The organism is Polaromonas sp. (assembly GCF_018780625.1).
In the GTDB taxonomy this organism is placed as follows: domain Bacteria; phylum Pseudomonadota; class Gammaproteobacteria; order Burkholderiales; family Burkholderiaceae_C; genus Polaromonas.
In genome coordinates, this window is record NZ_JADMJK010000108.1 from 1 (window position 1) to 22,744 (window position 22,744).

The 22,744-nt window shown below is 60.7% G+C and carries 20 protein-coding genes; 16 read left to right on the forward strand and 4 right to left on the reverse strand.

Going from position 1 to position 22,744, the window contains the following annotated elements; translation table 11 throughout:
* Positions 1-618 (forward strand): tRNA-dihydrouridine synthase (locus IV091_RS09595; RefSeq protein ID WP_293468075.1); only part of this gene is annotated, 618 nt, incomplete at its 5' end.
* Positions 619-714: 96 nt separating this feature from the next.
* On the opposite strand, the gene IV091_RS09600 is transcribed toward IV091_RS09595, so the two are convergent.
* Positions 715-1,350, reverse strand: a complete 636-nt coding sequence (locus IV091_RS09600; protein ID WP_293468077.1) for a GntR family transcriptional regulator — start codon at positions 1,348-1,350, stop codon at positions 715-717.
* Positions 1,351-1,505: 155 nt separating this feature from the next.
* Between IV091_RS09600 and scpA the strand changes: the two genes are divergently transcribed.
* The 5 genes from scpA to IV091_RS09625 all read left to right on the forward strand — a co-directional run bounded on the left by scpA (position 1,506) and on the right by IV091_RS09625 (position 9,083).
* Entirely contained in the window at positions 1,506-3,662 is a 2,157-nt protein-coding gene (scpA, locus tag IV091_RS09605) for a methylmalonyl-CoA mutase (protein ID WP_293468079.1), read from the forward strand.
* The gene (meaB, locus tag IV091_RS09610) at positions 3,659-4,696 is read left to right on the forward strand and encodes a methylmalonyl Co-A mutase-associated GTPase MeaB (protein ID WP_293468081.1); all 1,038 of its coding nucleotides are present in this window, start codon (positions 3,659-3,661) and stop codon (positions 4,694-4,696) included. The genes scpA and meaB overlap by 4 nt, the downstream gene beginning before the upstream one ends.
* Positions 4,697-4,735: 39 nt before the next feature.
* A complete protein-coding gene (locus tag IV091_RS09615; protein WP_293468083.1) occupies positions 4,736-6,268 on the forward strand; it encodes an acyl-CoA carboxylase subunit beta in 1,533 nt (510 codons plus the stop codon).
* Positions 6,269-6,390: 122 nt separating this feature from the next.
* Positions 6,391-8,439, forward strand: a complete 2,049-nt coding sequence (locus tag IV091_RS09620) for an acetyl/propionyl/methylcrotonyl-CoA carboxylase subunit alpha (protein WP_293468085.1) — start codon at positions 6,391-6,393, stop codon at positions 8,437-8,439.
* A 170-nt stretch (positions 8,440-8,609) separates the two neighbouring features.
* A complete protein-coding gene (locus IV091_RS09625) occupies positions 8,610-9,083 on the forward strand; it encodes a VOC family protein (RefSeq protein WP_293468087.1) in 474 nt (157 codons plus the stop codon).
* 25 nt (positions 9,084-9,108) lie between these two features.
* On the opposite strand, the gene rsxB is transcribed toward IV091_RS09625, so the two are convergent.
* Both rsxB and phaZ read right to left on the reverse strand, forming a co-directional pair.
* Positions 9,109-9,792 (reverse strand): electron transport complex subunit RsxB, encoded by a 684-nt coding sequence (gene rsxB / locus IV091_RS09630; RefSeq protein WP_293468089.1) that lies wholly within the window; start codon positions 9,790-9,792, stop codon positions 9,109-9,111.
* A gap of 55 nt (positions 9,793-9,847) precedes the next feature.
* A complete protein-coding gene (phaZ, locus tag IV091_RS09635) occupies positions 9,848-11,362 on the reverse strand; it encodes a polyhydroxyalkanoate depolymerase (protein WP_293468091.1) in 1,515 nt (504 codons plus the stop codon).
* Between the two features lie 280 nt (positions 11,363-11,642).
* Between phaZ and ygiD the strand changes: the two genes are divergently transcribed.
* Positions 11,643-12,497, forward strand: a complete 855-nt coding sequence (gene ygiD, locus IV091_RS09640; RefSeq protein ID WP_293468093.1) for a 4,5-DOPA dioxygenase extradiol — start codon at positions 11,643-11,645, stop codon at positions 12,495-12,497.
* Positions 12,498-12,618: 121 nt separating this feature from the next.
* Here the strand turns inward: ygiD and IV091_RS09645 are convergent, their stop codons facing one another.
* On the reverse strand, positions 12,619-13,815 hold the full coding sequence (locus tag IV091_RS09645) for an amino acid aminotransferase (protein ID WP_293468095.1): 1,197 nt from the start codon (positions 13,813-13,815) through the stop codon (positions 12,619-12,621).
* 185 nt (positions 13,816-14,000) lie between these two features.
* On the opposite strand from IV091_RS09645, the gene uvrB reads away from it, so the two are divergent.
* From uvrB to dnaQ, 9 genes are all read left to right on the forward strand, one after another.
* Positions 14,001-16,121, forward strand: coding sequence for an excinuclease ABC subunit UvrB (uvrB, locus tag IV091_RS09650; protein WP_293468097.1), 2,121 nt, complete (start codon positions 14,001-14,003; stop codon positions 16,119-16,121).
* Between the two features lie 217 nt (positions 16,122-16,338).
* A complete protein-coding gene (iscR, locus tag IV091_RS09655) occupies positions 16,339-16,875 on the forward strand; it encodes a Fe-S cluster assembly transcriptional regulator IscR (RefSeq protein WP_293468113.1) in 537 nt (178 codons plus the stop codon).
* A 64-nt stretch (positions 16,876-16,939) separates the two neighbouring features.
* Positions 16,940-18,157 (forward strand): IscS subfamily cysteine desulfurase, encoded by a 1,218-nt coding sequence (locus tag IV091_RS09660; protein ID WP_293468099.1) that lies wholly within the window; start codon positions 16,940-16,942, stop codon positions 18,155-18,157.
* 69 nt (positions 18,158-18,226) lie between these two features.
* Positions 18,227-18,613, forward strand: coding sequence for a Fe-S cluster assembly scaffold IscU (iscU, locus tag IV091_RS09665; protein WP_293468101.1), 387 nt, complete (start codon positions 18,227-18,229; stop codon positions 18,611-18,613).
* Between the two features lie 58 nt (positions 18,614-18,671).
* Positions 18,672-18,995 carry an iron-sulfur cluster assembly protein IscA gene (iscA, locus tag IV091_RS09670; protein ID WP_293468103.1) on the forward strand — a complete coding sequence of 108 codons (324 nt, stop codon included), beginning with the start codon at positions 18,672-18,674 and terminating at the stop codon, positions 18,993-18,995.
* A gap of 104 nt (positions 18,996-19,099) precedes the next feature.
* Entirely contained in the window at positions 19,100-19,618 is a 519-nt protein-coding gene (gene hscB, locus IV091_RS09675) for a Fe-S protein assembly co-chaperone HscB (protein ID WP_293468105.1), read from the forward strand.
* Between the two features lie 30 nt (positions 19,619-19,648).
* A complete protein-coding gene (gene hscA / locus IV091_RS09680) occupies positions 19,649-21,511 on the forward strand; it encodes a Fe-S protein assembly chaperone HscA (protein ID WP_293468107.1) in 1,863 nt (620 codons plus the stop codon).
* Positions 21,512-21,551: 40 nt separating this feature from the next.
* Positions 21,552-21,890 (forward strand): ISC system 2Fe-2S type ferredoxin, encoded by a 339-nt coding sequence (gene fdx, locus IV091_RS09685; RefSeq protein WP_293468109.1) that lies wholly within the window; start codon positions 21,552-21,554, stop codon positions 21,888-21,890.
* 33 nt (positions 21,891-21,923) lie between these two features.
* Positions 21,924-22,643, forward strand: coding sequence for a DNA polymerase III subunit epsilon (gene dnaQ / locus IV091_RS09690; RefSeq protein ID WP_293468111.1), 720 nt, complete (start codon positions 21,924-21,926; stop codon positions 22,641-22,643).
* The last annotated feature ends 101 nt before the right edge of the window (positions 22,644-22,744 follow it).

The window sequence follows — 22,744 nt, forward strand, 5'->3', positions numbered from 1 at the left end:
AAGCACCGCATTGGCATCGACAAGCTGGAGAGCTATGCGTTTGTGCGCGACTTTGTGGGCACGGTCAGCGAGGCGGGCTGCCCCACCTTTGTGGTCCATGCCCGCAACGCCTGGCTCAAGGGGCTGAGCCCCAAGGAAAACCGCGAGGTGCCGCCGCTGCGCTACGAGTTGGTGCACCGGCTGAAGCAGGACTTCCCGGAGCTGACGATTTGCATCAACGGCGGCATCCATACCCGCGAACAGGTGGACGAGCAACTGGGCGTGCTGGACGGCGTGATGGTGGGCCGGGAGGCTTATCACAACCCGTGGTGGCTGGCCTCATGGGACGCTGATTTTTTTGACGCTGCGCCCCAAGGCGAGATGACGCGCGAAGCCATTGAAGAGCAGATGGTGACCTATATGGAGCGCGAAGCTGCAAGGGAGGCAACGCCCTGGGCCACGATTGCCCGCCACATGCTGGGGCTGCGGCACGGACAGCCTGGCGCACGCCGCTGGCGCCAGGTCTGGAGCGACCACAAGCTCAAGACGCTGGCGCCGCGCGAGGTGATGGCGCTGGCGCAAGCGGCCGTGCGCGAGGCGGTGCAGCCTTCTGATGAGCGGATGTCTCCTGTTTTTTAAGAAAAATATGGCTATAGCCCTTATGCACCGTGTATAAGTAGCTATTAAAAGTATAGTGGTTTGAGACGCTGATGCGTGCGCCCGTGCGCCGCAGCTTCAGCCCGCAGCTTCCAGCCCATTGCTGAAATGCTCGCGCATGCGCTGCGCCGCTGCGTCCCCATCGCGCGCCGTCAGTGCGGCCATCAGTGCGCGGTGCTCGGCCAGCGACTCTTCAAGGCGGCCGCTCTTGAGCAGCGAGTTGTGGCGGTTGAGCTTCATCACCTTGCGCAGGTCGGCCACCATCTGGTCGCGCCAGCGGTTGTTGGCAATTTCCAGCAGCCGCATGTGAAAGGCTTCATTGATTTCAAAAAAGCGTGCCCGCTGGGCCACCGCTTTTTCAAGTTCGTTGTGCAGCCCCTGCAACTCTTTAAGCTGGGCGTCGCTGGCCTTGCGGGCCACCACGGCGGCGGCGTCGCTTTCCAGCAGGGCCAGCAGGTGGTAGACATCGGCCAGGTCGGTATCGGACACCTCGGTCACGTAGGCGCCGCGCCGTACCTTCATGGTGACCAGCCCTTCGGTGGCCAGCACCTTCAGCGCTTCCCGCAGGGGCGTGCGGCTGATGCCGTATTCCTCGGCCAGCTTGAGCTCGTCGATCCAGCTGCCGGGCGCCAGTTCGCGGTTGAAGATACGCTGGCGCAACAGCTCAGCGACATCCTGGTAGAGCGCGCGGGGAGATAAAGAAAGTTCAGCCATGGATGAAATTGTAAGCTCGGCGGAATATTGTTAATCAATAATTATAAATAATGTAAACTCGAATTTTACGCACCTACAACCGGGTCTGCGCCGCGCGTGCCCGCCTCCAGGGCCCGGACATATTGCCAACGCCACAAGAACAAGCCGATCACACCATGCGCTCAAAGCCTTCTGAATTCAATGCGTCCAACCTGCAAGCCTGGGCCAGGGCGGCCGCCAAATCAGCGCCTGGCGGCGACGTCAATGCCCTGAACTGGCAAACGCCCGACGGCATCACCGTCAAGCCGCTGTACACGGCCGAAGACATCCAGGACCTGCCTTACACCAACACGCTGCCGGGCTTCGAGCCCTTCATTCGCGGGCCGCAGGCCACGATGTATGCGGTGCGCCCGTGGACGATTCGCCAGTACGCCGGTTTTTCAACGGCAGAGGAATCCAATGCGTTCTACCGCAAGGCGCTGGCCGCCGGCGGGCAGGGCGTGTCGGTGGCGTTTGACCTGGCCACGCACCGCGGCTACGACAGCGACCACCCGCGCGTGACCGGCGACGTCGGCAAGGCCGGCGTGGCGATTGACAGCGTCGAGGACATGAAGATCCTGTTCGACCAGATCCCGCTCGACAAGGTGAGCGTGTCCATGACCATGAACGGTGCCGTGCTGCCGGTGCTGGCGGGCTATGTGGTCGCGGCTGAAGAGCAGGGCGTGCGCCAGGACCAATTGAGCGGAACCATCCAGAACGACATCCTCAAGGAGTTCATGGTCCGCAACACCTATATCTACCCGCCACTGCCCAGCATCCGCATCATCGGCGACATCATCGAGTACACGGCGCAGAACATGCCCAAGTTCAACTCGATCAGCATCTCGGGTTACCACATGCAGGAAGCCGGCGCCAACCAGGCGCTTGAACTGGCCTTCACGCTGGCCGACGGCAAGGAATATGTCAAAACTGCGCTGGGCAAGGGTCTGGATGTGGATGACTTTGCGCCGCGCCTGAGCTTTTTCTGGGCGATTGGCATGAACTTTTACCTCGAAGTCGCCAAGATGCGCGCTGCACGCCTGCTGTGGTGCCGCATCATGAAGGGCTTTGACGCCAAGAACCCCAAGAGCCTGATGCTGCGCACCCACTGCCAGACCAGCGGCTGGAGCCTGACCGAGCAGGACCCCTACAACAACGTGGTGCGCACCACCATCGAAGCCATGGCGGCCGTGTTTGGCGGCACGCAAAGCCTGCACACCAACAGCTTTGACGAGGCGATTGCGCTGCCGACCGAGTTTTCGTCGCGCATTGCCCGCAACACCCAGCTCATCATCCAGGAAGAAACCCACATCACCAGCGTGATCGACCCGTGGGCCGGCAGCTACATGATGGAAAAGCTCACGCAGGACATGGCCGACGCCGCCTGGACCATCATCGAGGAAGTCGAGGCCATGGGCGGCATGGTCAAGGCCGTGGACAGCGGCTGGGCCAAGCTCAAGATTGAAGCAGCCGCCGCAGACAAGCAGGCCCGCATCGACTCTGGCCGCGATGTGATCGTCGGCGTCAACAAATACAAGCTCAAAACCGAAGATGCGATCGAGACCCGGGACATCGACAACGTGGCGGTGCGCGACGGGCAGATTGAACGCCTGAACACCATCAAGGCCACGCGCGACGGCGCTGCCGTGCAGGCCGCGCTGGACGCGCTGACCGACGCCGCCGAGAACAAGCACGGCAACCTGCTGGACCTTTGCATCCGGGCCATGCGGCTGCGCGCCACGGTCGGCGAAGTCAGCGATGCGCTCGAAAAAGTCTACGGCCGCCACCGCGCCGACACGCAAAAAGTCACCGGCGTGTATGCCGCGGCCTATGACTCGGCCGAAGGCTGGGACGCCCTCAAAGGTGAAATCAACGCCTTTGCCGAAACCGAAGGCCGCCGCCCGCGCGTGATGATTTCCAAGCTGGGCCAGGACGGCCACGACCGGGGTGCCAAAGTCGTCGCCACCGCGTTTGCCGACCTGGGCTTTGACGTGGACATGGGCCCGCTGTTCCAGACGCCCGAGGAATGCGCCCGCCAGGCGATTGAAAACGACGTGCACGCCGTGGGCGTGAGCACGCTGGCGGCCGGCCACAAGACGCTGGTGCCCGCCATCATTGCCGAACTCAAGAAGCAGGGCGCTGACGACATCATCGTGTTTGTCGGTGGTGTGATTCCCCGCCAGGACTACGAGATGCTGTACGACGCCGGCGTCAAGGGCATTTACGGCCCCGGCACGCCGATTCCGGCCAGCGCCAAGGATGTGCTGGAGCAGATCAAGGCTGCCTTGAAGTGAGCCCCAGCGCATTGGTCGACTCCGTGCTGCATGGCAACGCCGCCGTGCAGCGCCGCGCCATCGCCAAAGCGATCACGCTGCTTGAATCAACCCGCACCGACCACCGCACGCAGGGCGACGAGTTGCTGACCGCGCTGCTGCCGCACACCGGCCAGGCCTTCCGTCTGGGCATCAGCGGCGTGCCGGGCGTGGGCAAATCGACCTTCATTGAAGTGCTCGGCCTGTATTTGATTGCGCAGGGCCACCGCGTCGCCGTTCTGACGATCGACCCGTCATCCACCGTGTCGGGCGGCTCCATCCTGGGGGACAAGACCCGCATGGAGCATCTGTCGGTGCATGAGCGCGCCTACATACGGCCCAGCCCGTCCAGCGGCACCCTGGGCGGCGTGGCTGAAAAAACGCGTGAAGCCATGCTGGTCTGCGAAGCGGCCGGTTATGACGTGGTGATTGTGGAGACCGTCGGCGTCGGCCAGTCCGAAACCGCCGTGGCCAACATGACCGACATGTTCGTCGTCATGCAACTGCCCAACGCCGGCGACGACTTGCAGGCCATCAAAAAAGGTGTGATGGAACTGGCCGACCTGGTCATCATCAACAAGGCCGACATCGACGCCAACGCCGCCACGCGCGCCGAGGCGCAGATCAAGTCGGCCATGCGCCTGTTTGGCCTGGTCAACAACGCCATGGGCAGCGCGCAGGCGGCAGATTTTGACAAGCACTGGCACCCGCAGGTGCTTCAGCTCAGCGCGCTGCACAACAAGGGTGTCGATGCTTTTTGGGCCGCGGTGACGCAGTTCAAAGACCTGCAAACGGCCAACGGCAAGCTGGCCGAGCGGCGTCAGCAGCAGTCGCTGGCGTGGATGTGGGAACGCATTGACGCCGGCCTGAAGCAGGCGTTCCGACAGAACCCGGCGGTCAGCGCCTTGCTGCCCACGCTGGTGGCCGAGGTGCTGGCTGGCCAGCTTCCCGCCTCCACGGCAGCACGAAATCTGCTTGCCGCGCATTCAGCGCGGGTGCAAGCAGCTACCCAATAGATAGCAGACAGTGTTTACAGCGTATTAAGAAAGCAAACCATGCAAGAAATCCTTGAGCAACTCGAAAAAAAGCGCGCTGCGGCTCGCTTGGGCGGTGGCCAAAAGCGCATTGACGCGCAACACGGCAAAGGCAAGCTGACGGCGCGCGAGCGACTGGAGCTGCTGCTGGACGAAGGCACGTTTGAAGAATGGGACATGTTTGTCGAGCACCGCTGCACCGACTTTGGCATGCAGGACTTGCGTGTTCCGGGCGACGGCGTGGTCACCGGCTACGGCATGATCAACGGCCGCCTGGTGTTTGTGTTCAGCCAGGATTTCACCGTGTTTGGCGGTGCGCTGTCGGAAGCGCATGCCGAGAAAATCTGCAAGGTGATGGACCAGGCCATGAAGGTCGGCGCACCGGTCATTGGCTTGAACGACTCGGGCGGCGCGCGCATCCAGGAAGGCGTGGCCTCCCTGGGCGGCTATGCCGACGTGTTCCAGCGCAACGTCATGGCCAGCGGCGTGATTCCGCAGATCAGCATGATCATGGGGCCCTCGGCTGGTGGCGCGGTGTATTCGCCTGCCATGACCGACTTCATCTTCATGGTCAAGGACAGCTCCTACATGTTCGTGACCGGCCCCGAAGTGGTCAAGACCGTGACGCACGAGGAAGTGACGGCCGAGGAACTGGGCGGCGCCATCAGCCACACCACCAAGAGCGGCGTGGCCGACCTGGCGTTTGAAAACGACGTCGAAGCGCTGCTGATGCTGCGCCGGCTCTACAACTACCTGCCGCTGAACAACCGCGAGAAGGCACCGGTGCGGCCCAGCGGCGACCCCATCGACCGCATGGAGCTGAGCCTGGACACGCTGGTGCCCGAGAACCCGAACAAGCCTTACGACATGAAGGAGCTGATCGCCAAGACCGTGGACGATGGCGATTTCTTCGAGATCCAGCCCGAGTACGCCAAGAACATCGTCATCGGTTTTGCCCGCATGGAAGGGCAGAGCGTCGGCATCGTCGCCAACCAGCCGCTGGTGCTGGCCGGCTGCCTGGACATCAAGAGCAGCATCAAGGCCGCGCGTTTCGTGCGTTTTTGCGATGCCTTCAACATCCCCGTGATCACCTTTGTCGATGTGCCCGGTTTCATGCCCGGCACCAGCCAGGAATACGGCGGCATCATCAAGCATGGCGCCAAGCTGCTGTATGCCTACGCCGAGTGCACCGTGCCGAAAATCACCGTGATCACACGCAAGGCCTACGGTGGTGCCTACGACGTGATGAGCTCCAAGCACCTGCGCGGCGACGTCAACTTTGCCTGGCCCAATGCCGAGATCGCCGTGATGGGTGCCAAGGGCGCGGTCGAAATTATCTTCCGCGAAGACAAGGGCGACCCGGTCAAGCTGGCCGCAAAGGAAGCCGAGTACAAGGCCCGCTTTGCCAACCCCTTCGTGGCCGGTGCGCGCGGCTTCATCGATGACGTGATCCTGCCGCATGAAACCCGCAAGCGTATCTGCCGCTCGCTGGTGATGCTGAAAGACAAAAAGCTTGAAAACCCGTGGCGCAAGCACGGGAATATTCCGCTGTGAATCGGGCTCTCCCCCTGCTCGGCTCACTGCGTGTAGCCGGATCCCCCTCTTGGGGCGACGCCAGTGGGCCGGCAAAGCCGGTTCCACAGCATCCTTGGTAAAAACTTTTTGAGGCAAGTGCCATGTTTAAAAAAATCCTGATCGCCAACCGGGGCGAGATTGCCTGCCGCGTCATCCTCACGGCCCGCAAGATGGGCATCAAGACGGTGGCGGTGTATTCCGACGCCGATAAAGACGCGCGCCACGTCGAACTGGCCGATGAAGCCGTCAACATTGGCCCCGCGCCCAGCCGCGACAGCTACCTGCAGGCCGAAAAAATCATTGCCGCCTGCAAGCAGACCGGCGCCCAGGCGGTTCACCCGGGCTACGGTTTCCTGAGCGAGAACGCCGGTTTTGCCAAGCGGGTCGAAGAAGAAGGCATTGTTTTTATTGGCCCCAAGCACCAGTCGATTGCGGCGATGGGCGACAAGATCGAGTCCAAGAAACTGGCCGGCGCGGCCGGTGTCAACTGCATTCCGGGCGTCAACGACGCGATTGAAACGGCTGAAAAGGCCGTCGAGATCGCAAAGGGCATTGGCTACCCGGTGATGATCAAGGCGAGCGCTGGCGGCGGCGGCAAGGGGCTGCGCGTGGCCTTCAACGACAAGGAAGCGTTCGAGGGCTTCACCAGCTGCCGCAATGAAGCCAAAACCAGCTTTGGCGACGACCGGGTGTTCATCGAGAAGTTTGTCGAGGAGCCGCGCCACATCGAGATCCAGTTGATCGGCGACAGCCATGGCAATGTGATTTACCTCAATGAGCGCGAGTGCTCGATCCAGCGCCGCCACCAGAAGGTGATTGAAGAGGCGCCGTCGCCCTTCATCAGCGAAGCCACGCGCAAGGCCATGGGCGAGCAGGCAGTGCTGCTGGCCAAGGCGGTGAACTACCAGAGCGCCGGTACGGTGGAGTTTGTGGTCGGCAAGGACCAGAGCTTTTACTTTCTGGAAATGAACACCCGCCTGCAGGTGGAGCATCCGGTCACGGAGTGCATCACCGGGCTGGATCTGGTGGAGCTGATGATTCGCGTGGCGGCCGGCGAGCAGCTGCCGCTCACGCAGGACCAGGTCAAGCGCGACGGCTGGGCCATCGAGTGCCGCATCAACGCCGAAGACCCGTTCCGCAACTTTTTGCCATCGACCGGCCGGCTGGTGCGCTTTCAGCCGCCCCGGCAAAGCATGTTTGCGGCCGAGATGGCGCAACTGCATGGCGTGCGGGTCGATACCGGCGTGCAGGACGGCGGCGAGATTCCGATGTTTTACGACTCGATGATTGCCAAGCTCATTGTTCACGGCACCGACCGCCAAGACGCGATCGAGAAGATGCGCGAGGCGCTCAACAGCTTTGTGATTCGCGGCATCAGCAGCAACATCCCGTTCCAGGCGGCCTTGCTGGCGCACCCCAAGTTTGTCGCGGGTGACTTCAACACCGGTTTTATTGCCGAAAACTACGCCCAGGGTTTCCGGGCCGAAGATGTGCCGCACGACGACGCAGGCTTTCTGGTGGCGCTGGCTGCCTACGTGAACCGCCGCCTGCTGGATCGCGCGGCGGGCATCAGTGGTCAGATGCCCGGTCACGGCGTGACGGTTGCTGAAGAGTTCGTGGTCGTTGGCCTGGGTGAGGGAGGACAGAACATCCACGCATCCGTGCTGGTCCGGGATTTTCAGGCTCAATCTGGCTCCAGCGTAATCGAAACGGGCGGGATTCGCTATGAAATATGTAGCAGATGGCATCTGGGGGGTGCCCGAATCCGCGGCACTGTCAATGGCCAGCCTTTTTCAGCCCAGGTGGAGCGCGGGGTAGGGCGGAACCCCCTGGCCGTTCGCATTTCCCACAACGGGACGCAGTTCGACTCCCTGGTGCTGTCGCCGCGCGCCGCGCAGCTCCACGCGCTGATGCCCCACAAAGCGCCGCCCGACATGAGCCGCTATGTGCTGTCGCCCATGCCGGGCTTGCTGGCTGAGGTGTCGGTGCAGGTTGGGCAAAAAGTGCTGGCCGGCGAACGCGTCGCGGTGATCGAAGCCATGAAGATGGAAAACGTGCTGTTTGCCACGGCCGATGGCGTGGTGGGCAAGGTGCTGGCCGCCAAAGGTGAGTCGCTCAGCGTGGACCAGCCGATCGTGGAATTCGTCTAGATGTGGTCCCCACGGTCGCTCGCTTCGCGTAGCTTCCTGCCCCCCGAGGGGGCCGCTGCGCCTGCGGCCCGGCAAAGCCGGTTCCGCGGCCCCTGTTTGAGAAGACCTCTCACGCTGGTTACGTGGGATTGTCCCGCGGCGGTTGATGGTTTGTTGTTGAGGAAAATAAAATGACGCGTCCCTTCAAGGTGCTGGGCATCCAGCAAATCGCTATAGGTGGCACCAGCAAAGACCGGTTGCGCACGCTGTGGGTGGACATGCTGGGGCTGGAGGTCACCGGAACTTTTGTCAGCGAACGCGAAAACGTGGACGAAGACATCTGCGCCATTGGCAGCGGCCCGTTCAAGGTCGAGGTTGACTTGATGCAGCCGGTGGATATTGAAAAAAAGCCCGCCGTGCATGCTACGCCGCTCAACCATGTGGGGCTGTGGATTGACGACCTGCCCAAGGCCGTGGAATGGCTCACCGCACAGGGTGTACGGTTTGCTCCGGGCGGCATCCGCAAGGGCGCTGCGGGTTTTGACATCTGCTTTCTGCACCCCAAGTCCAGCGAGGAGTTTCCAGTTTCGGGCGAGGGCGTGCTGATTGAGATGGTGCAGGCACCGCCCGAGGTAGTGCGCGCTTTCGCGGCGCTGGCGTCCTGAAGCTGGCGGGTGGCAGGCCCGGTTTTCAGTCTGGGCGCCCGTCCGCGTCCCGCCTGGCGCGTGCGCTCGCCAGTGCGGCTTCAATGATGCTGCGCTTGCGCGCCAGCACCCCGGGGTCCGTGATTTTCGAATGGCCGGCCAGGTCGGACAGCTTGGTCTGGGCCAGTGCTTCAAGTTTTTTGTCGTTGCCTTGCTTGTTCAGCTTGCGGCGCATGCTGCTGAATTCATGGCGCTCCCGCGCCTGCTCCGCGTCCGCCGGCGACCAGGCGGCCCAGCCGGTGCGCGTGCCCGTGACATTTTCCAGGCTGATGCAGTCCACCGGGCACACCGGCAGGCACAACTCGCAACCCGTGCAATACGGCTCGATTACAGTGTGCATCATCTTGTTGCTGCCCATGATCGCATCCGTCGGGCATGCCTTGATGCAGAGCGTGCAGCCAATGCACCAGGCTTCGTCAATGAAGGCCACGGTGCGCGGTCCTTCTGTGCCATGGGCCGGATTCAGGGCTTGTTCGGGCAGTCCGGTGATGTCGGACAGGCGCCTCACCCCTTCAGCGCCGCCAGGCGGGCACTGGTTGATGGCTGCGCTGCCGGCCACGATGGCGTGTGCGTAGGCAGCACAATCGGGGTAGCCGCAACGCGTGCACTGGGTTTGCGGCAATGCCGCGTTGACGCGGTCAAAAAGGGAGGGTTCGGCGACTGAGTTCACCCGCCCATTGTCCCACCCCGGCACCGCCCGCTCAGGCGCGCGGCGCCGTTTCACCTCATTTGCGGCGCGGGATCTTTGTCACCGGCTTGCCATTGGCGCGTGCCGGGTAGGGTACAGCCGCCTGGGCGGTAGGCTTTGCCGCAGTCTTGGCGGCTGCCATGCTGACGGACACTTTGGCTGGCGCCTCAGCCACTGGCGCTGCAGGCGCCTTGACTTGCGGCTCAACCGCCCCCTTGGCGACGATCTCGGCGGCCGGCTTTACCGGTGCAGCGGAGGGCGCCAAAGACGGCTTTTCCAGGGCGGGCATCTTGTTTTGCTCAAGAATGAAGGCCTTCACGGATGGGTAAACCACCTCGCGCCAGCGGCGGCCGCTGAAAATACCGTAGTGACCGGCGCCTTCGGCTTCCAGGTGCTTTTTCTTGCTGGCAGGCACGCCGCTGCACATGGCAAGCGCCGCCTGCGTCTGGCCGGCACCCGATATATCGTCAAGCTCGCCCTCCACCGTCATCACTGCGGTGGTCTTGATGTCGCCCGGTGTCACGCGCTCGGTCTTGCCCTCAACCGAGACCACATCCCAGGTGCCTTTGACCAGCTTGTATTCCTGAAACACGGTTTTGATCGTTTCCAGGTAGTAGTCGGCGTCCATGTCCAGCACGGCGTTGTACTCGTCGTAAAACTTGCGGTGCGCTTCCGTCGCGTCGTCGTCGCCCTTGATCAGGTCCTTGAAGTAGTCATAGTGGCTGGTGGCGTGGCGGTTGGGGTTCATGGCCACAAAGCCGGTGTGCTGCAAAAAGCCCGGATAAACGCGCCGGCCGGCGCCCGGGAAGTTGTTGGGCACCTTGTAGATCACATTGTTTTCAAACCACTCAAAGCTCTTGGTGGTGGCCAGGTCGTTCACCGCGGTGGCGGACAAGCGCGCGTCGATGGGTCCGCCCATCATGACCATGGACAACGGTGTCGTTTCCCCGCGGGAGGCCATCAGTGAAATGGCGGCAAACACCGGCACAGTCGGCTGGCACACGCTGATGACGTGGCAATTGCCGTACTTGCCCTGCAGATGCTGGATGAATTCCTGCACATAGTTGACGTAGTCGTCAAGGTGGAACGAGCCATCTGACAGCGGCACATTGCGCGCGTTTTTCCAGTCGGTGATGTAGACCTTGTGGTCCTTGAGCATGGTTTTGACGGTGTCGCGCAGCAAGGTTGCGTAGTGGCCCGACAGCGGCGCCACCAGCAGCACGGCCGGCTGGCCCTTGAGCTTGGCCAGCGTGGCCGTGTCGTCAGAAAAACGCTTGAAGCGGCGCAGTTCGCAAAATGGCTTGTCAATTTCCACGCGCTCATGAATGGCGATGCTGGTGCCGTCGACATCTACGGTCTGGATGTCGAAGTTTGGTTTTTCGTAGTCTTTTCCCAGACGGTAAATCAGGCTGTAGCCGGCCGCTACGCGCTGGGCAAGCGGGTTTTGCCCCAGCGGTGACGTGGCGCTTCCGTAAAGTTTCGCAGCGGCTTGCGCAAAGTCAACAAAAGGCTCCATCAGGGTGCGCTGGGTTTCATAAACTTTGTAAAGCATGGTGTACAACCTTTAAATGTGGCTATCAGGGAAATCGTAATATGTTGCAGTGCAATATAACAGGCCGCTGAAGTAACAATTTGGGGATTACCACTAACTTTGTCAAGTTTGCGACCTGCTGTGGCTGAGAGTCTGCGCTCATTTTTGATGGTGCGGGAGAATTAGTCACGCCTGCTGTGCCGGAGCACTTTCTGCCCGCGTGGCACACTTTTGACACTTTACCGAATCAGGTGCTGATGCCGGCCTCCCGGGCCGCCTGCGCCACAGAAAAGAACACACCATGTCCACCCTGACTGACCTCGGCGCGCTTGACCAGCTACCATCCCTCCAGAAATCAGACCCCATGCCTGTGCTGTTCATGGGGCACGGCAGTCCTATGAATGCGATTGGCGACAACGACTACCGGCGTAGCTGGCAGGCGCTGGGCGCTGAATTTGGCTCAAGTCGCCCCCGTCCCCAGCTTATTTTGTGCATTTCTGCCCATTGGCTTACCGAGGGCTGGTGGCTCACGGCCATGGACAGGCCCAAAACCATCCATGATTTTGGTGGTTTTCCGCAGGAGTTGTTTGATGTGCAGTACCCCGCGCCCGGAGATGCCGCAGCGGCGCGGGCGATCAGCCAGATGGTCAGGCAGCGGGCGTCTGTGCCCCTGGGGCTCGACAAGGACGCTTGGGGGTTGGACCACGGCGCCTGGTCGGTCCTCAAACCCATGTTTCCCGACGCGGACATTCCCGTGATCCAGCTCAGCATGGATTACAGCCGTGCCCCTGAAGACCATTACGCGCTGGCCGGGCAACTGAAAGCCTTGCGACAGCGGGGCGTGCTGATAGTGGCCAGCGGCAACATCGTGCACAACCTGCGCCAGATGCAGCGCGGTGCCAGCGCCAGCCAGGCCTACGACTGGGCGCTGGAGTTTGACCAGACCATAGGCGGCTACCTGCAGCAGGGCAACCTGGACGCTTTGCAGCGCTTTCAGAAACTCGGGCAGGTGGCCAAAATGGCCCACCCCACCCATGAGCACTATTTGCCCCTGCTGTATGCGGCAGGCGCTACCGACCCCCGTGAGCCGATGCGGTTTATGAACACCAGCTTTCAGGGCGGGTCGATTTCGATGCGCTCGGTGATCTGGGGTTGATGCTAATTGCTATAAAATGAGTAGCTAGTTGTTCCGGTATCTATTGAGCTATAGCCCTGTTTGACGTAAAAAAAGCCGCTTCAGTGCGGCTTTTTCAGGTCGGGGCTAGCGTTGGCTGCGTTTAGAGGACCTTGGCAATCGATGCGCAGACGTAGTCGATGTTCTTGCTGTTCAGCGCGGCCACGCACATGCGGCCGGTGTCGGTGCCGTACACGCCGAATTCGTTGCGCAGGCGAACCATCTGGTCCTTGGTCAGGCCCGAATAGCTGAACATGCCGATCTGGGTGGTGATGAAGCTCATGTCGGCTTGCACGCCGGCCGCCTTCAGTCCATCGACCAGCTTTTGGCGCATGGCCTTGATGCGCACGCGCATTTCGCCCAGCTCTTGTTCCCACAGGGCGCGCAACTCGGGGGTGTTCAGCACCGTGGCAACAATGGTGCCGCCGTGAATCGGCGGGTTGCTGTAGTTGGTACGAATCGCGATCTTGAGCTGGCTCAGTACGCGGTCGGCTTCTTCCTTGCTGTTGCACAGCACGCTCAACGCGCCGACCCGCTCACCATACAGGCTGAAGCTTTTCGAGAACGAGGTCGACACCAGAAAACTCAGGCCGGCAGCCACAAACTTGCCGATCACGGTGCCGTCTTCGGCGATGCCGTGGCCAAAGCCCTGGTAGGCCATGTCGAGAAAGGGCACCAGGTCGTTGGCTTTGACGGCCTCAATGACCTGGTCCCACTGGGCGGGCGTGATGTCGTAGCCGGTCGGGTTGTGGCAGCAGGCGTGCAGCACCACGATGGTTCCGGCGGCAGCCGCATTGAGTGCGGCCAGCATGCCCGCAAAGTTGACGCCGCGGTTGGCTGCGTCGTAGTAGGGGTAGTTTTCAACGGTGAAACCGGCGTTGCTGAACAGCGCTCGGTGGTTTTCCCAGCTTGGGTCGCTGATCAGCACCTTGGCGTCGGGATTCAGGTGCTTCAGGAAATCGGCGCCCACTTTCAGCCCGCCGGTGCCGCCAATGGCCTGCACGGTGGCGACGCGGCCCGACTTGACGGGCTCGCTGTCAACGCCAAACACCAGGCCCTTGACGGCGGCGTCGTAGGCGGCAATGCCGTCAATCGGCAGGTAGCCGCGCGGCTTGGGCGTGTCCATCATCTGCTTTTCAGCGGCCTGCACGCATTGCAGCAGGGGGAGCTTGCCGTTGTCGTCGTAGTACACGCCCACGCCCAGGTTGACCTTGGCGGGGTTGGGGTCGGCGTTGAACTGTTCGTTAAGACCCAGAATCGGGTCACGCGGGGCCATTTCGACAGCGGTAAACAAAGACATGGAATATCCTCAGAGAGTAAAAAATCAGCCCGTTGCCAGGCTGGGAGTCAGGTTTTTCAGCCCGGAACCTTCTCGGGCATTATTTTGTTGATCAGGGCGATTCAGGGCTTGAGATTCCTGCGGACGCCCGAATGTCGTATTCTGTTTGGTTGCCCCGAATTTTAGCGGGGCTTGACTGAGGTTTTATGCCAGAAGCACGAGAAGTTAGTAGCGCGACCACGATCGCGCCCGGTGTCGGCGAGTTCCAGCGTTTTCCGGATTCGCCGTTTGAACTGTTCCAGCCCTACCTGCCGGCAGGCGACCAGCCGCAGGCGATTGACAAGCTGGTGGAAGGCGTGCGCGACGGGGAAGTGTTCCAGACCCTGCTGGGCGTGACCGGGTCGGGCAAGACCTTCACCATGGCCAATGTGATTGCCCGCCTGGGGCGACCGGCCATTGTGTTTGCGCCCAACAAGACGCTGGCGGCGCAGCTTTACAGCGAGTTTCGGGAGTTTTTCCCGAAAAACGCGGTGGAGTATTTCGTCAGTTACTACGACTACTACCAGCCCGAGGCCTATGTGCCGCAGCGCGACCTGTTCATTGAAAAAGACTCCGCCATCAACGAGCACATTGAGCAGATGCGGCTGTCGGCCACCAAAAGCGTGCTGGAGCGCCGCGACACCATCATTGTGGCCACCGTCAGCGCCATTTACGGCATTGGTGCGCCGGAGGATTACACGCAGATGCGCTTCATTGCGCGGGTGGCCGACAAAATGGGCCAGCGCGACATCATTGCGCGCCTGATCCGCATGCAGTACAGCCGCAACGACCAGGATTTCTCGCGCGGCACCTTCCGGGTGCGCGGCGACGTGATCGATATTTTCCCGGCCGAGCATTCCGAACTGGCGCTGCGGATCGAGCTGTTCGACGACGAAATCGAAACGCTGCAACTGTTTGACCCGCTGACGGGGCGTATCCGGCAAAAGATTCCGCGCTTTGTGGTGTACCCGAAAAGCCATTACGTCACGCCGCGGGACAAGGTCATGACGGCGGTTGAAACGATCAAGCTGGAGTTGTCAGAGCGGGTTGGCCAGTTCATTGCCGACGGCAAGCTGATTGAAGCCCAGCGCATCGAGCAGCGCACCCGGTTTGATCTGGAAATGCTGAGCGAAATAGGGCACTGCAAGGGGATTGAAAACTACACCCGCCACCTGAGCGGCGCGCCGCCAGGCTCGGCACCTTCGACGCTGTGCGACTACCTGCCCAAGGACTCGCTGATGTTTCTGGATGAAAGCCACGTCATGATTGGCCAGCTCAACGCCATGTACAACGGCGACCGGGCGCGCAAGACCACGCTGGTCGAATACGGCTTTCGCCTGCCCAGCGCCCTGGACAATCGGCCGCTGAAGTTCGAGGAATTTGAAACCAAGATGCGCCAGGCTATTTTTGTGTCGGCCACGCCGGCCGCCTACGAGCAGGCGCATGCCGGGCAGGTGGTGGAGCAGGTGGTCCGCCCCACCGGGCTGGTGGATCCGCAGGTGGAGGTGCGCCCGGCCGCGAGCCAGGTCGATGACGTGTTGCAGGAAATCCGCATCCGGGTCGACAAAAACGAGCGCGTGCTGATCACCACGCTGACCAAGCGCATGGCCGAGCAGCTGACCGACTACCTGAGCGAGAACGGTGTGAAGGTGCGCTACCTGCACAGTGATGTGGACACGGTCGAGCGCGTGGAAATCTTGCGTGACTTGCGGCTGGGCGCGTTTGACGTGCTGGTGGGTATCAATTTGCTGCGCGAAGGCATTGATATTCCCGAGGTGTCGCTGGTGGCCATTCTGGATGCTGACAAGGAGGGCTTTTTAAGGTCGGAACGCAGCCTGATCCAGACCATTGGCCGCTCCGCCCGAAACGTCAACGGCCGCGCTATTTTGTACGCTGACCGCATCACGGATTCGATGAAAAAGGCGATGGGCGAAACCGAGCGCCGCCGCGACAAGCAGATGGCCTTCAACCTGGCCAACGGCATTACCCCGCGCAGCGTGGTCAAGCGCATCAAGGACCTGATTGACGGCGTTTACAGCGAAAAGTCAGGCAAGGAGGCTGAAAAGCTTGAAATGCAAAAAGCCCAGGTCGAAGACATGAGCGAAAAAGACGTCGCGCGCGAGATCAAACGGCTTGAAAAACAGATGGTGGAACACGCCAAAAACCTGGAGTTTGAAAAGGCGGCGATGGTGCGCGATCAGTTGCACATCCTTAAAGAGCAGGCGTTTGGTGCGCCGGGCACCGATAATATTGTTCCAATTTCTGCCGCTGGATCAGGGCGACTTTGATCATTTTGGGTATGGGCATGCCTGGCCGCGCTGCCGGGCGGCACTGCGAAAAACCACAGCCTCTGTTATACTTGACAGAATTAGTCAGGAACAAGTCAGCCATATAAAAGCGCCACATAAGCCGTTGACTGGCCTGAGTGAATCGAGGAAGAGTCCCCTGAAAGCCACGAGCGACCAGGGCAGTAATGACAGCCAAGCCAACTTTAAGGAGCTTGTTATGCGCCTCACGACCAAAGGCCGCTTTGCGGTCACTGCCATGATAGATCTTGGGCTACGCCAGAATAACGGCCCCGTCACGCTGGCCGCGATCAGCCAGCGGCAGCAAATTTCCCTTTCTTACCTTGAGCAACTATTTGGCAAGCTGCGCCGCCATGAACTGGTGGAGTCCACCCGTGGGCCTGGCGGCGGTTACACACTGGGCCGCAAAGCTTCCGAAATCACGGTTGCCGACATCATTGTCTCGGTTGACGAACCGATTGATGCCACGCAATGCGGCGGCAAGGAAAACTGCGCAGGCGAGGGTAATCGTTGCATGACGCATGAGTTGTGGGCGTCGCTGAACAACCGCATGGTGGAGTTCCTGGACTCCGTGACCCTGCAAAAACTGGTCGATGACCAGCTAGCCAAGGGCGTGGTGATCGAAACCACGCCGCACCTGAAAAAAGCAATTTTCGCGTCGCCCATCGTCAAGCCGATTCGTGTGAATGCGCCGAATTCGGTGTTTGCCCTGGGTAATGCGTTTTCCAAATCCTGACCGGATTGCATCCACGCCAACGTTTTGAGCTGCCAGTCAGCCTTTGAATTAAAGAGCCCGAAAAATGGACACACCACATTTCCCGATTTACATGGACTACAGCGCCACCAACCCCTGCGACCCGCGCGTGGTGGACGCCATGATCCCATGGTTGCGCGAGCATTTCGGCAACCCCGCTTCACGCAGCCATGCGTGGGGTTGGGAAGCAGAAGCCGCCGTCGAAAAGGCGCGCGAGCAGATTGCCGACCTGATTGGCGCCGACCCGCGCGAGATCGTCTGGACCAGTGGTGCGACCGAGTCCAACAATCTGGCGCTTAAAGGCGCTGCCCACTTTTACAAGACCAAGGGCAAGCACATCATCACGGTCAAGACAGAACACAAGGCGGTGCTGGACACCTGCCGTGAACTGGAACGCCAGGGTTTTGAGGTGTCCTACCTGGACGTGCAGCCGGACGGTTTGCTTGACCTGGACGTGCTGAAGGCCGCGATTCGGCCCGATACCATCCTGGTCAGCGTCATGTTCGTCAACAATGAAATCGGCGTGATTCAAGACATCAGGGCGATTGGCGCCTTGTGCCGCGAAAAAGGCATTATTTTCCATTCGGACGCGGCGCAAGCCACCGGCCGCGTTGACATTGACTTGTCCAGCCTGCCGGTGGACCTGATGAGCCTGACCTCGCACAAGACCTACGGCCCCAAGGGCATTGGCGCCCTGTATGTACGCCGCAAGCCGCGCGTGCGCCTGGAAGCGCAAATGCATGGCGGTGGTCACGAGCGCGGCATGCGTTCGGGCACGCTGCCAACGCACCAGTGCGTGGGCATGGGTGAGGCCTACCGCATCGCCAAGGCTGAGATGCACGAGGAAAACAAGCGCATCCGTGCCTTGCACGAGCGCATGCTCAACGGACTGAAGGATGTCGAGGAAGTGTTCCTCAATGGCCACGCCGAGCAACGCGTGCCGCACAACCTCAACATGAGCTTTAACTATGTCGAGGGCGAGTCGCTGATCATGGGCATCAAGGGTTTGGCGGTGTCGAGCGGTTCAGCCTGCACATCGGCCAGCCTGGAGCCCAGCTATGTGCTGCGCGCCCTGGGCCGCAGCGACGAACTCGCACACAGCAGCCTGCGCATGACGATTGGCCGCTGGACGACTGAAGAAGAGATCGACTACGCGGTCGCGACCATCAAGGAAAATGTCGCCAAGCTGCGCGAGCTGTCTCCCTTGTGGGAAATGTTCAAGGATGGCGTGGATCTGTCCACCATCCAGTGGGCCGCGCATTAAGCCAACTGCAACAGGCGTTCGGGGTTCAGGGATGAGCCCGTTCAAGCAACCGTAATTTAGGAGTTAATCATGGCATACAGCGAAAAAGTGGTGGACCACTACGAGAATCCACGGAACGTCGGCTCCTTTGAAAAAGGCGACGAAACGGTCGGTACCGGCATGGTGGGTGCGCCAGCCTGCGGCGACGTGATGAAGCTGCAGATCAAGGTCAACCCGACCACTGGCGTGATCGAAGATGCGCGCTTTAAAACCTATGGTTGCGGCTCGGCCATTGCGTCGAGCTCGCTTGTGACCGAGTGGGTCAAGGGCAAGACGCTCGATGAAGCGGCCAGCATCAAAAATAGCGCCATTGCAGAAGAGCTGGCCTTGCCGCCGGTCAAAATCCACTGCTCCATCCTGGCGGAAGACGCCATCAAGGCCGCCGTGAACGACTACAAGCAAAAACACGCCCACTGACGTTTTGTTTGAACCTGCACCCGCACTGATCGCCTTGTTTAACTTTCGAGTGATTTAAATGTCCGTTACCCTCACCGATGCCGCTGCCCGCCACGTGACCCGCAATATCACCAAGCGAGGCAAAGGCGTGGGTGTGCGTCTGGGCGTCAAGACCACCGGCTGCTCGGGTCTGGCCTACAAGCTCGAATATGCTGACGAAATTGCACCGGAAGACGTGGTCTTTGAAGACAACGGCATCAAGGTGCTGGTGGACCCCAAGAGCATGGCCTATATTGATGGGACCCAACTTGACTTTGTACGTGAAGGCCTGAACGAGGGCTTCAAGTTCATCAACCCCAATGAGCGTGATCGCTGCGGCTGCGGCGAGAGTTTCCGGGTTTGATGCGCGAAACGAGCTGATCTGCCGCATCGGCAACCATGTGGGCGCCTGCGCATATGTAACCATTGGGCCGCCCACACGGAATGTGCTGGCGGCTTTTTCTTGACATGAATCTTCAATCGAACGACTTTGAACTTTTTAGCGTGCCCATGCAGTTTGCGCAAGATGGCGCGCTGCTGTCTGCGCGCTGGAAGGAACTGCAGCGAGAGGCGCATCCCGACAAGTTTGCCGCCCAGGGGGCCGCAGCCCAGCGCATTGCCATGCAGTGGTCGGTGCGCATTAACGAGGCCTACCAGCGCCTTAAAGATCCTTTGAAGCGGGCCAGCTATCTGTGCGAGTTGCACGGCGCATCCATTGATGCCGAGAAAAACACGGCCATGCCGACTGATTTTTTGATGCAGCAAATGCAGTGGCGGGAAGCGCTGGAGGATGCACAAACGCTTCAGGATTTTGAAGAAATAGCCGTTCAGTCCAATATCAGCGGGCGCGAGCAGCTATTAAAAATTGAGCAGATGCTGGATGTTGACAGAGACTTTTGCGCTGCGGCGCAGCAAGTCAGAAGCCTCATGTTCATCGAGCGTTTTGCCAGTGAGGTCGAGGCCCGAATCGATCAGCTGGAGCCCTGAATCATCACAAGAAATACGACGAAAAGCCCTATGGCACTCCTGCAAATATCCGAACCCGGCCAGACGCCAGACCCGCACCAGCGACGCATCGCCATCGGCATTGACCTGGGCACCACGCATTCGCTGGTGGCCAGCGTGCGCAACGGCCTGCCTGAATGCCTGCCTGACGAGCAGGGACGCGTGATTTTGCCCAGCGTGGTGCGCTACCTGGATGCCGAGCGGCGCCAGATTGGATACGACGCGCTGGCGGCCCAGGTCGAAGACCCGCGCAACACCATCTCTTCCGTCAAGCGCTTGATGGGGCGCGGTATTGAAGACATTGGCAACCGCGCGCAATTGCCCTATCAGCTGGGCGACAAGCCCGGCATGGTCATGCTGCAAACCGTTGCCGGCGAAAAAAGTCCGGTCGAGGTCAGCGGCGAGATTCTTGCCACCCTGCGTTATCGGGCCGAAGACACCTTCAATGACGATGTTTATGGTGCCGTGATCACGGTGCCCGCCTACTTTGACGACGCCCAGCGCCAAGCCACCAAAGATGCCGCCCAGCTGGCCGGCCTGAATGTGCTGCGCCTGATCAATGAGCCTACCGCCGCCGCCATTGCCTACGGGCTGGACAACGCCAGTGAGGGCGTCTTTGCGGTGTATGACCTGGGCGGGGGTACTTTTGATATTTCCATCCTTCGCCTGACGCAGGGCGTGTTTGAAGTGGTTTCCACCGGGGGTGATTCCGCGCTCGGCGGCGACGACTACGACAGGGCGCTGGTGGACTGGGTTCTTGCGCGGGCGGGCCTGGCGGCAGACGCCTTGACCGCATCGGATAAAGCTGCCTTGCAGCGGGCTGCGCGGGCCTGCAAGGAGGCCCTGTCGGGCGCGGAGTCGGTGCCGTTTTCTGTCCGCTTGACCAAGGCCACGGTTAATTTCGAGATGAAAGGGGCCGACTTTGAAGCGGCCACGGCGCACCTCACCCAGCGCACCCTGGCGGCGGTGCGCAAGGCCTTGCGTGACGCGAAGCTGGCCAAGGAAGATGTGGACGGCGTGGTGCTGGTCGGCGGTTCCACGCGCATGCCGCAAGTACGCAAGGCAGTAGCCAGCTTTTTTGGTCGCGAGCCCCTGACCAACCTCAACCCGGATGAAGTGGTCGCGCTGGGTGCCGCCATTTCCGCCAATCAGCTGGCCGGCAACAGCACGGGGGCGGACTTGCTGCTGCTCGACGTGATCCCGCTCTCGCTGGGTATTGAAACCATGGGCGGGCTGGTCGAGCGCATCGTGCCGCGCAACCAGACCATTCCCACGGCCATGGCCCAGGATTTCACCACTTACCAGGACGGCCAGACCGCCCTGGCCCTGCATGTGGTGCAGGGCGAGCGTGATCTGGTGGTCGACTGCCGCAGCCTGGCACGCTTTGAGTTGCGCGGCATCCCGCCGATGGCGGCCGGTGCTGCGCGTATTCGCGTCACCTTTACCGTCGATGCCGACGGTCTTCTCAGCGTCGATGCGCGGGAGCAGGGCAGTGGCGTTGAGGCGCGCATTGACGTCAAGCCTTCCTATGGTCTGTCAGACGACGAAATCGCCCGCATGCTGAAAGACAGTTTTTCAACGGCGCAGCAAGACATGCAGGCGCGCGCACTGGCTGAAGCGCAAGTGGATGCGGACCGCATGATCATGGCCACGCAAAGTGCGCTGGCTGCAGACGCAGACCTGTTGAGCGATGACGAGCGGGCGCAGATTGACACGCTGATTCGCAGCCTGGCCGATGCGCGTGCGCAGGGCGATGCGGCCACCGTTGAAGCGGCCACCCAGCTACTGGCCAAGGGGACCGAAGCGTTTGCCGCGCAGCGTATGAACCGCGGCATCCGGCAAGCCCTGGCCGGAAAGAACATCGAGGCGGTCTGAACTGTGCTTGCTACCGCCTTCATCACCCCGGATTGACACCATGCCCATCATCAAAATACTCCCCCATCCCGAATACTGCCCCCAGGGTGCCGAGATTTCGGCGCCTGCCGGCACCTCCATCTGCGAGGCCATGCTCGACCACAAGATCAACATTGAACATGCCTGCGACATGAGTTGCGCCTGCACGACCTGCCATGTCATCGTGCGTGAAGGCTTCAATTCGCTGAACGAACTGGACGAAAGCGAAGAAGACCTGCTGGACCGAGCCTGGGGGCTGGAGCCCAACTCGCGGCTGAGTTGCCAGGCCTTTCTGGCACAGAGCGATGTGACGGTGGAGATCCCCAAGTACTCGATCAACCACGCTAAAGAAGTCCACTGAGAGTGGCTTTTCGCGCCAAACCATAATCCCTTCATGCGTCAAATCTTTCTGGACACTGAGACGACGGGTCTTTCCGCTGAAAACGGCGACCGCGTCATTGAAATCGGCTGCGTGGAAATGGTGCGCCGCAAACTCACCGGCGACAACAAGCATTTCTACCTCAATCCCGAGCGTGACAGCCACGAAGATGCGCTCAAGGTTCACGGCATCAGCAACGAATTTTTGAAAGACAAGCCCAAGTTTTCGGCGGTGGTCGATGAGTTGCTGGATTACCTGCAAGATGCCGAGATCATCATCCACAACGCGCCGTTCGATGTGGGTTTTCTGAACAAGGAACTTGAACTCATTGGCCGCAAGCCGATCACGCAGTGCGTGGCCAAGGTGACCGACAGCCTGATGATGGCCAAGGAGCTGTTCCCGGGCAAGCGCAATTCTCTCAACGCCTTGTGCGACCGGCTGGAGGTCGACAATTCAGGGCGTACGCTGCATGGGGCCTTGCTCGATGCCGAGTTGCTGGCCGATGTGTACATCAACCTGACCCGCGGGCAAAACACCCTGATGATGGAGGTAGAGGGAAGCACGCCGGAAGGCGACAGCGCGCCGCTGGTCGATCTGCGCATGTTTGTGCTTCCCCTGCTGGCCGCCAATGACCAGGAAGTGGCTGATCATGAGATATTGCTCACCCAAATTGACAAGGCCAGCAAGGGGAAAACGGTCTGGCGTGCCATGGATGCTGATTTTTTGACGGCTTAATTAGAAAAGTCGACCGGAAGCAGCTTATAATCATAAGCTGACCGATAGGGCGGTTAGCTCAGGGGTAGAGCACTGCATTCACACTGCAGGGGTCGCAAGTT

Coding starts and splice junctions, on each gene's coding strand:
- IV091_RS09600 (WP_293468077.1), bottom strand. CDS start 1,350: ATGGCTGAACTTTCTTTATCTCCCCGCGCGCTCTACCAGGATGTCGCT.
- scpA (WP_293468079.1), top strand. CDS start 1,506: ATGCGCTCAAAGCCTTCTGAATTCAATGCGTCCAACCTGCAAGCCTGG.
- IV091_RS09615 (WP_293468083.1), top strand. CDS start 4,736: ATGCAAGAAATCCTTGAGCAACTCGAAAAAAAGCGCGCTGCGGCTCGC.
- IV091_RS09620 (WP_293468085.1), top strand. CDS start 6,391: ATGTTTAAAAAAATCCTGATCGCCAACCGGGGCGAGATTGCCTGCCGC.
- IV091_RS09625 (WP_293468087.1), top strand. CDS start 8,610: ATGACGCGTCCCTTCAAGGTGCTGGGCATCCAGCAAATCGCTATAGGT.
- phaZ (WP_293468091.1), bottom strand. CDS start 11,362: ATGCTTTACAAAGTTTATGAAACCCAGCGCACCCTGATGGAGCCTTTT.
- ygiD (WP_293468093.1), top strand. CDS start 11,643: ATGTCCACCCTGACTGACCTCGGCGCGCTTGACCAGCTACCATCCCTC.
- IV091_RS09645 (WP_293468095.1), bottom strand. CDS start 13,815: ATGTCTTTGTTTACCGCTGTCGAAATGGCCCCGCGTGACCCGATTCTG.
- uvrB (WP_293468097.1), top strand. CDS start 14,001: ATGCCAGAAGCACGAGAAGTTAGTAGCGCGACCACGATCGCGCCCGGT.
- iscR (WP_293468113.1), top strand. CDS start 16,339: ATGCGCCTCACGACCAAAGGCCGCTTTGCGGTCACTGCCATGATAGAT.
- IV091_RS09660 (WP_293468099.1), top strand. CDS start 16,940: ATGGACACACCACATTTCCCGATTTACATGGACTACAGCGCCACCAAC.
- iscU (WP_293468101.1), top strand. CDS start 18,227: ATGGCATACAGCGAAAAAGTGGTGGACCACTACGAGAATCCACGGAAC.
- iscA (WP_293468103.1), top strand. CDS start 18,672: ATGTCCGTTACCCTCACCGATGCCGCTGCCCGCCACGTGACCCGCAAT.
- hscB (WP_293468105.1), top strand. CDS start 19,100: ATGAATCTTCAATCGAACGACTTTGAACTTTTTAGCGTGCCCATGCAG.
- hscA (WP_293468107.1), top strand. CDS start 19,649: ATGGCACTCCTGCAAATATCCGAACCCGGCCAGACGCCAGACCCGCAC.
- fdx (WP_293468109.1), top strand. CDS start 21,552: ATGCCCATCATCAAAATACTCCCCCATCCCGAATACTGCCCCCAGGGT.
- dnaQ (WP_293468111.1), top strand. CDS start 21,924: ATGCGTCAAATCTTTCTGGACACTGAGACGACGGGTCTTTCCGCTGAA.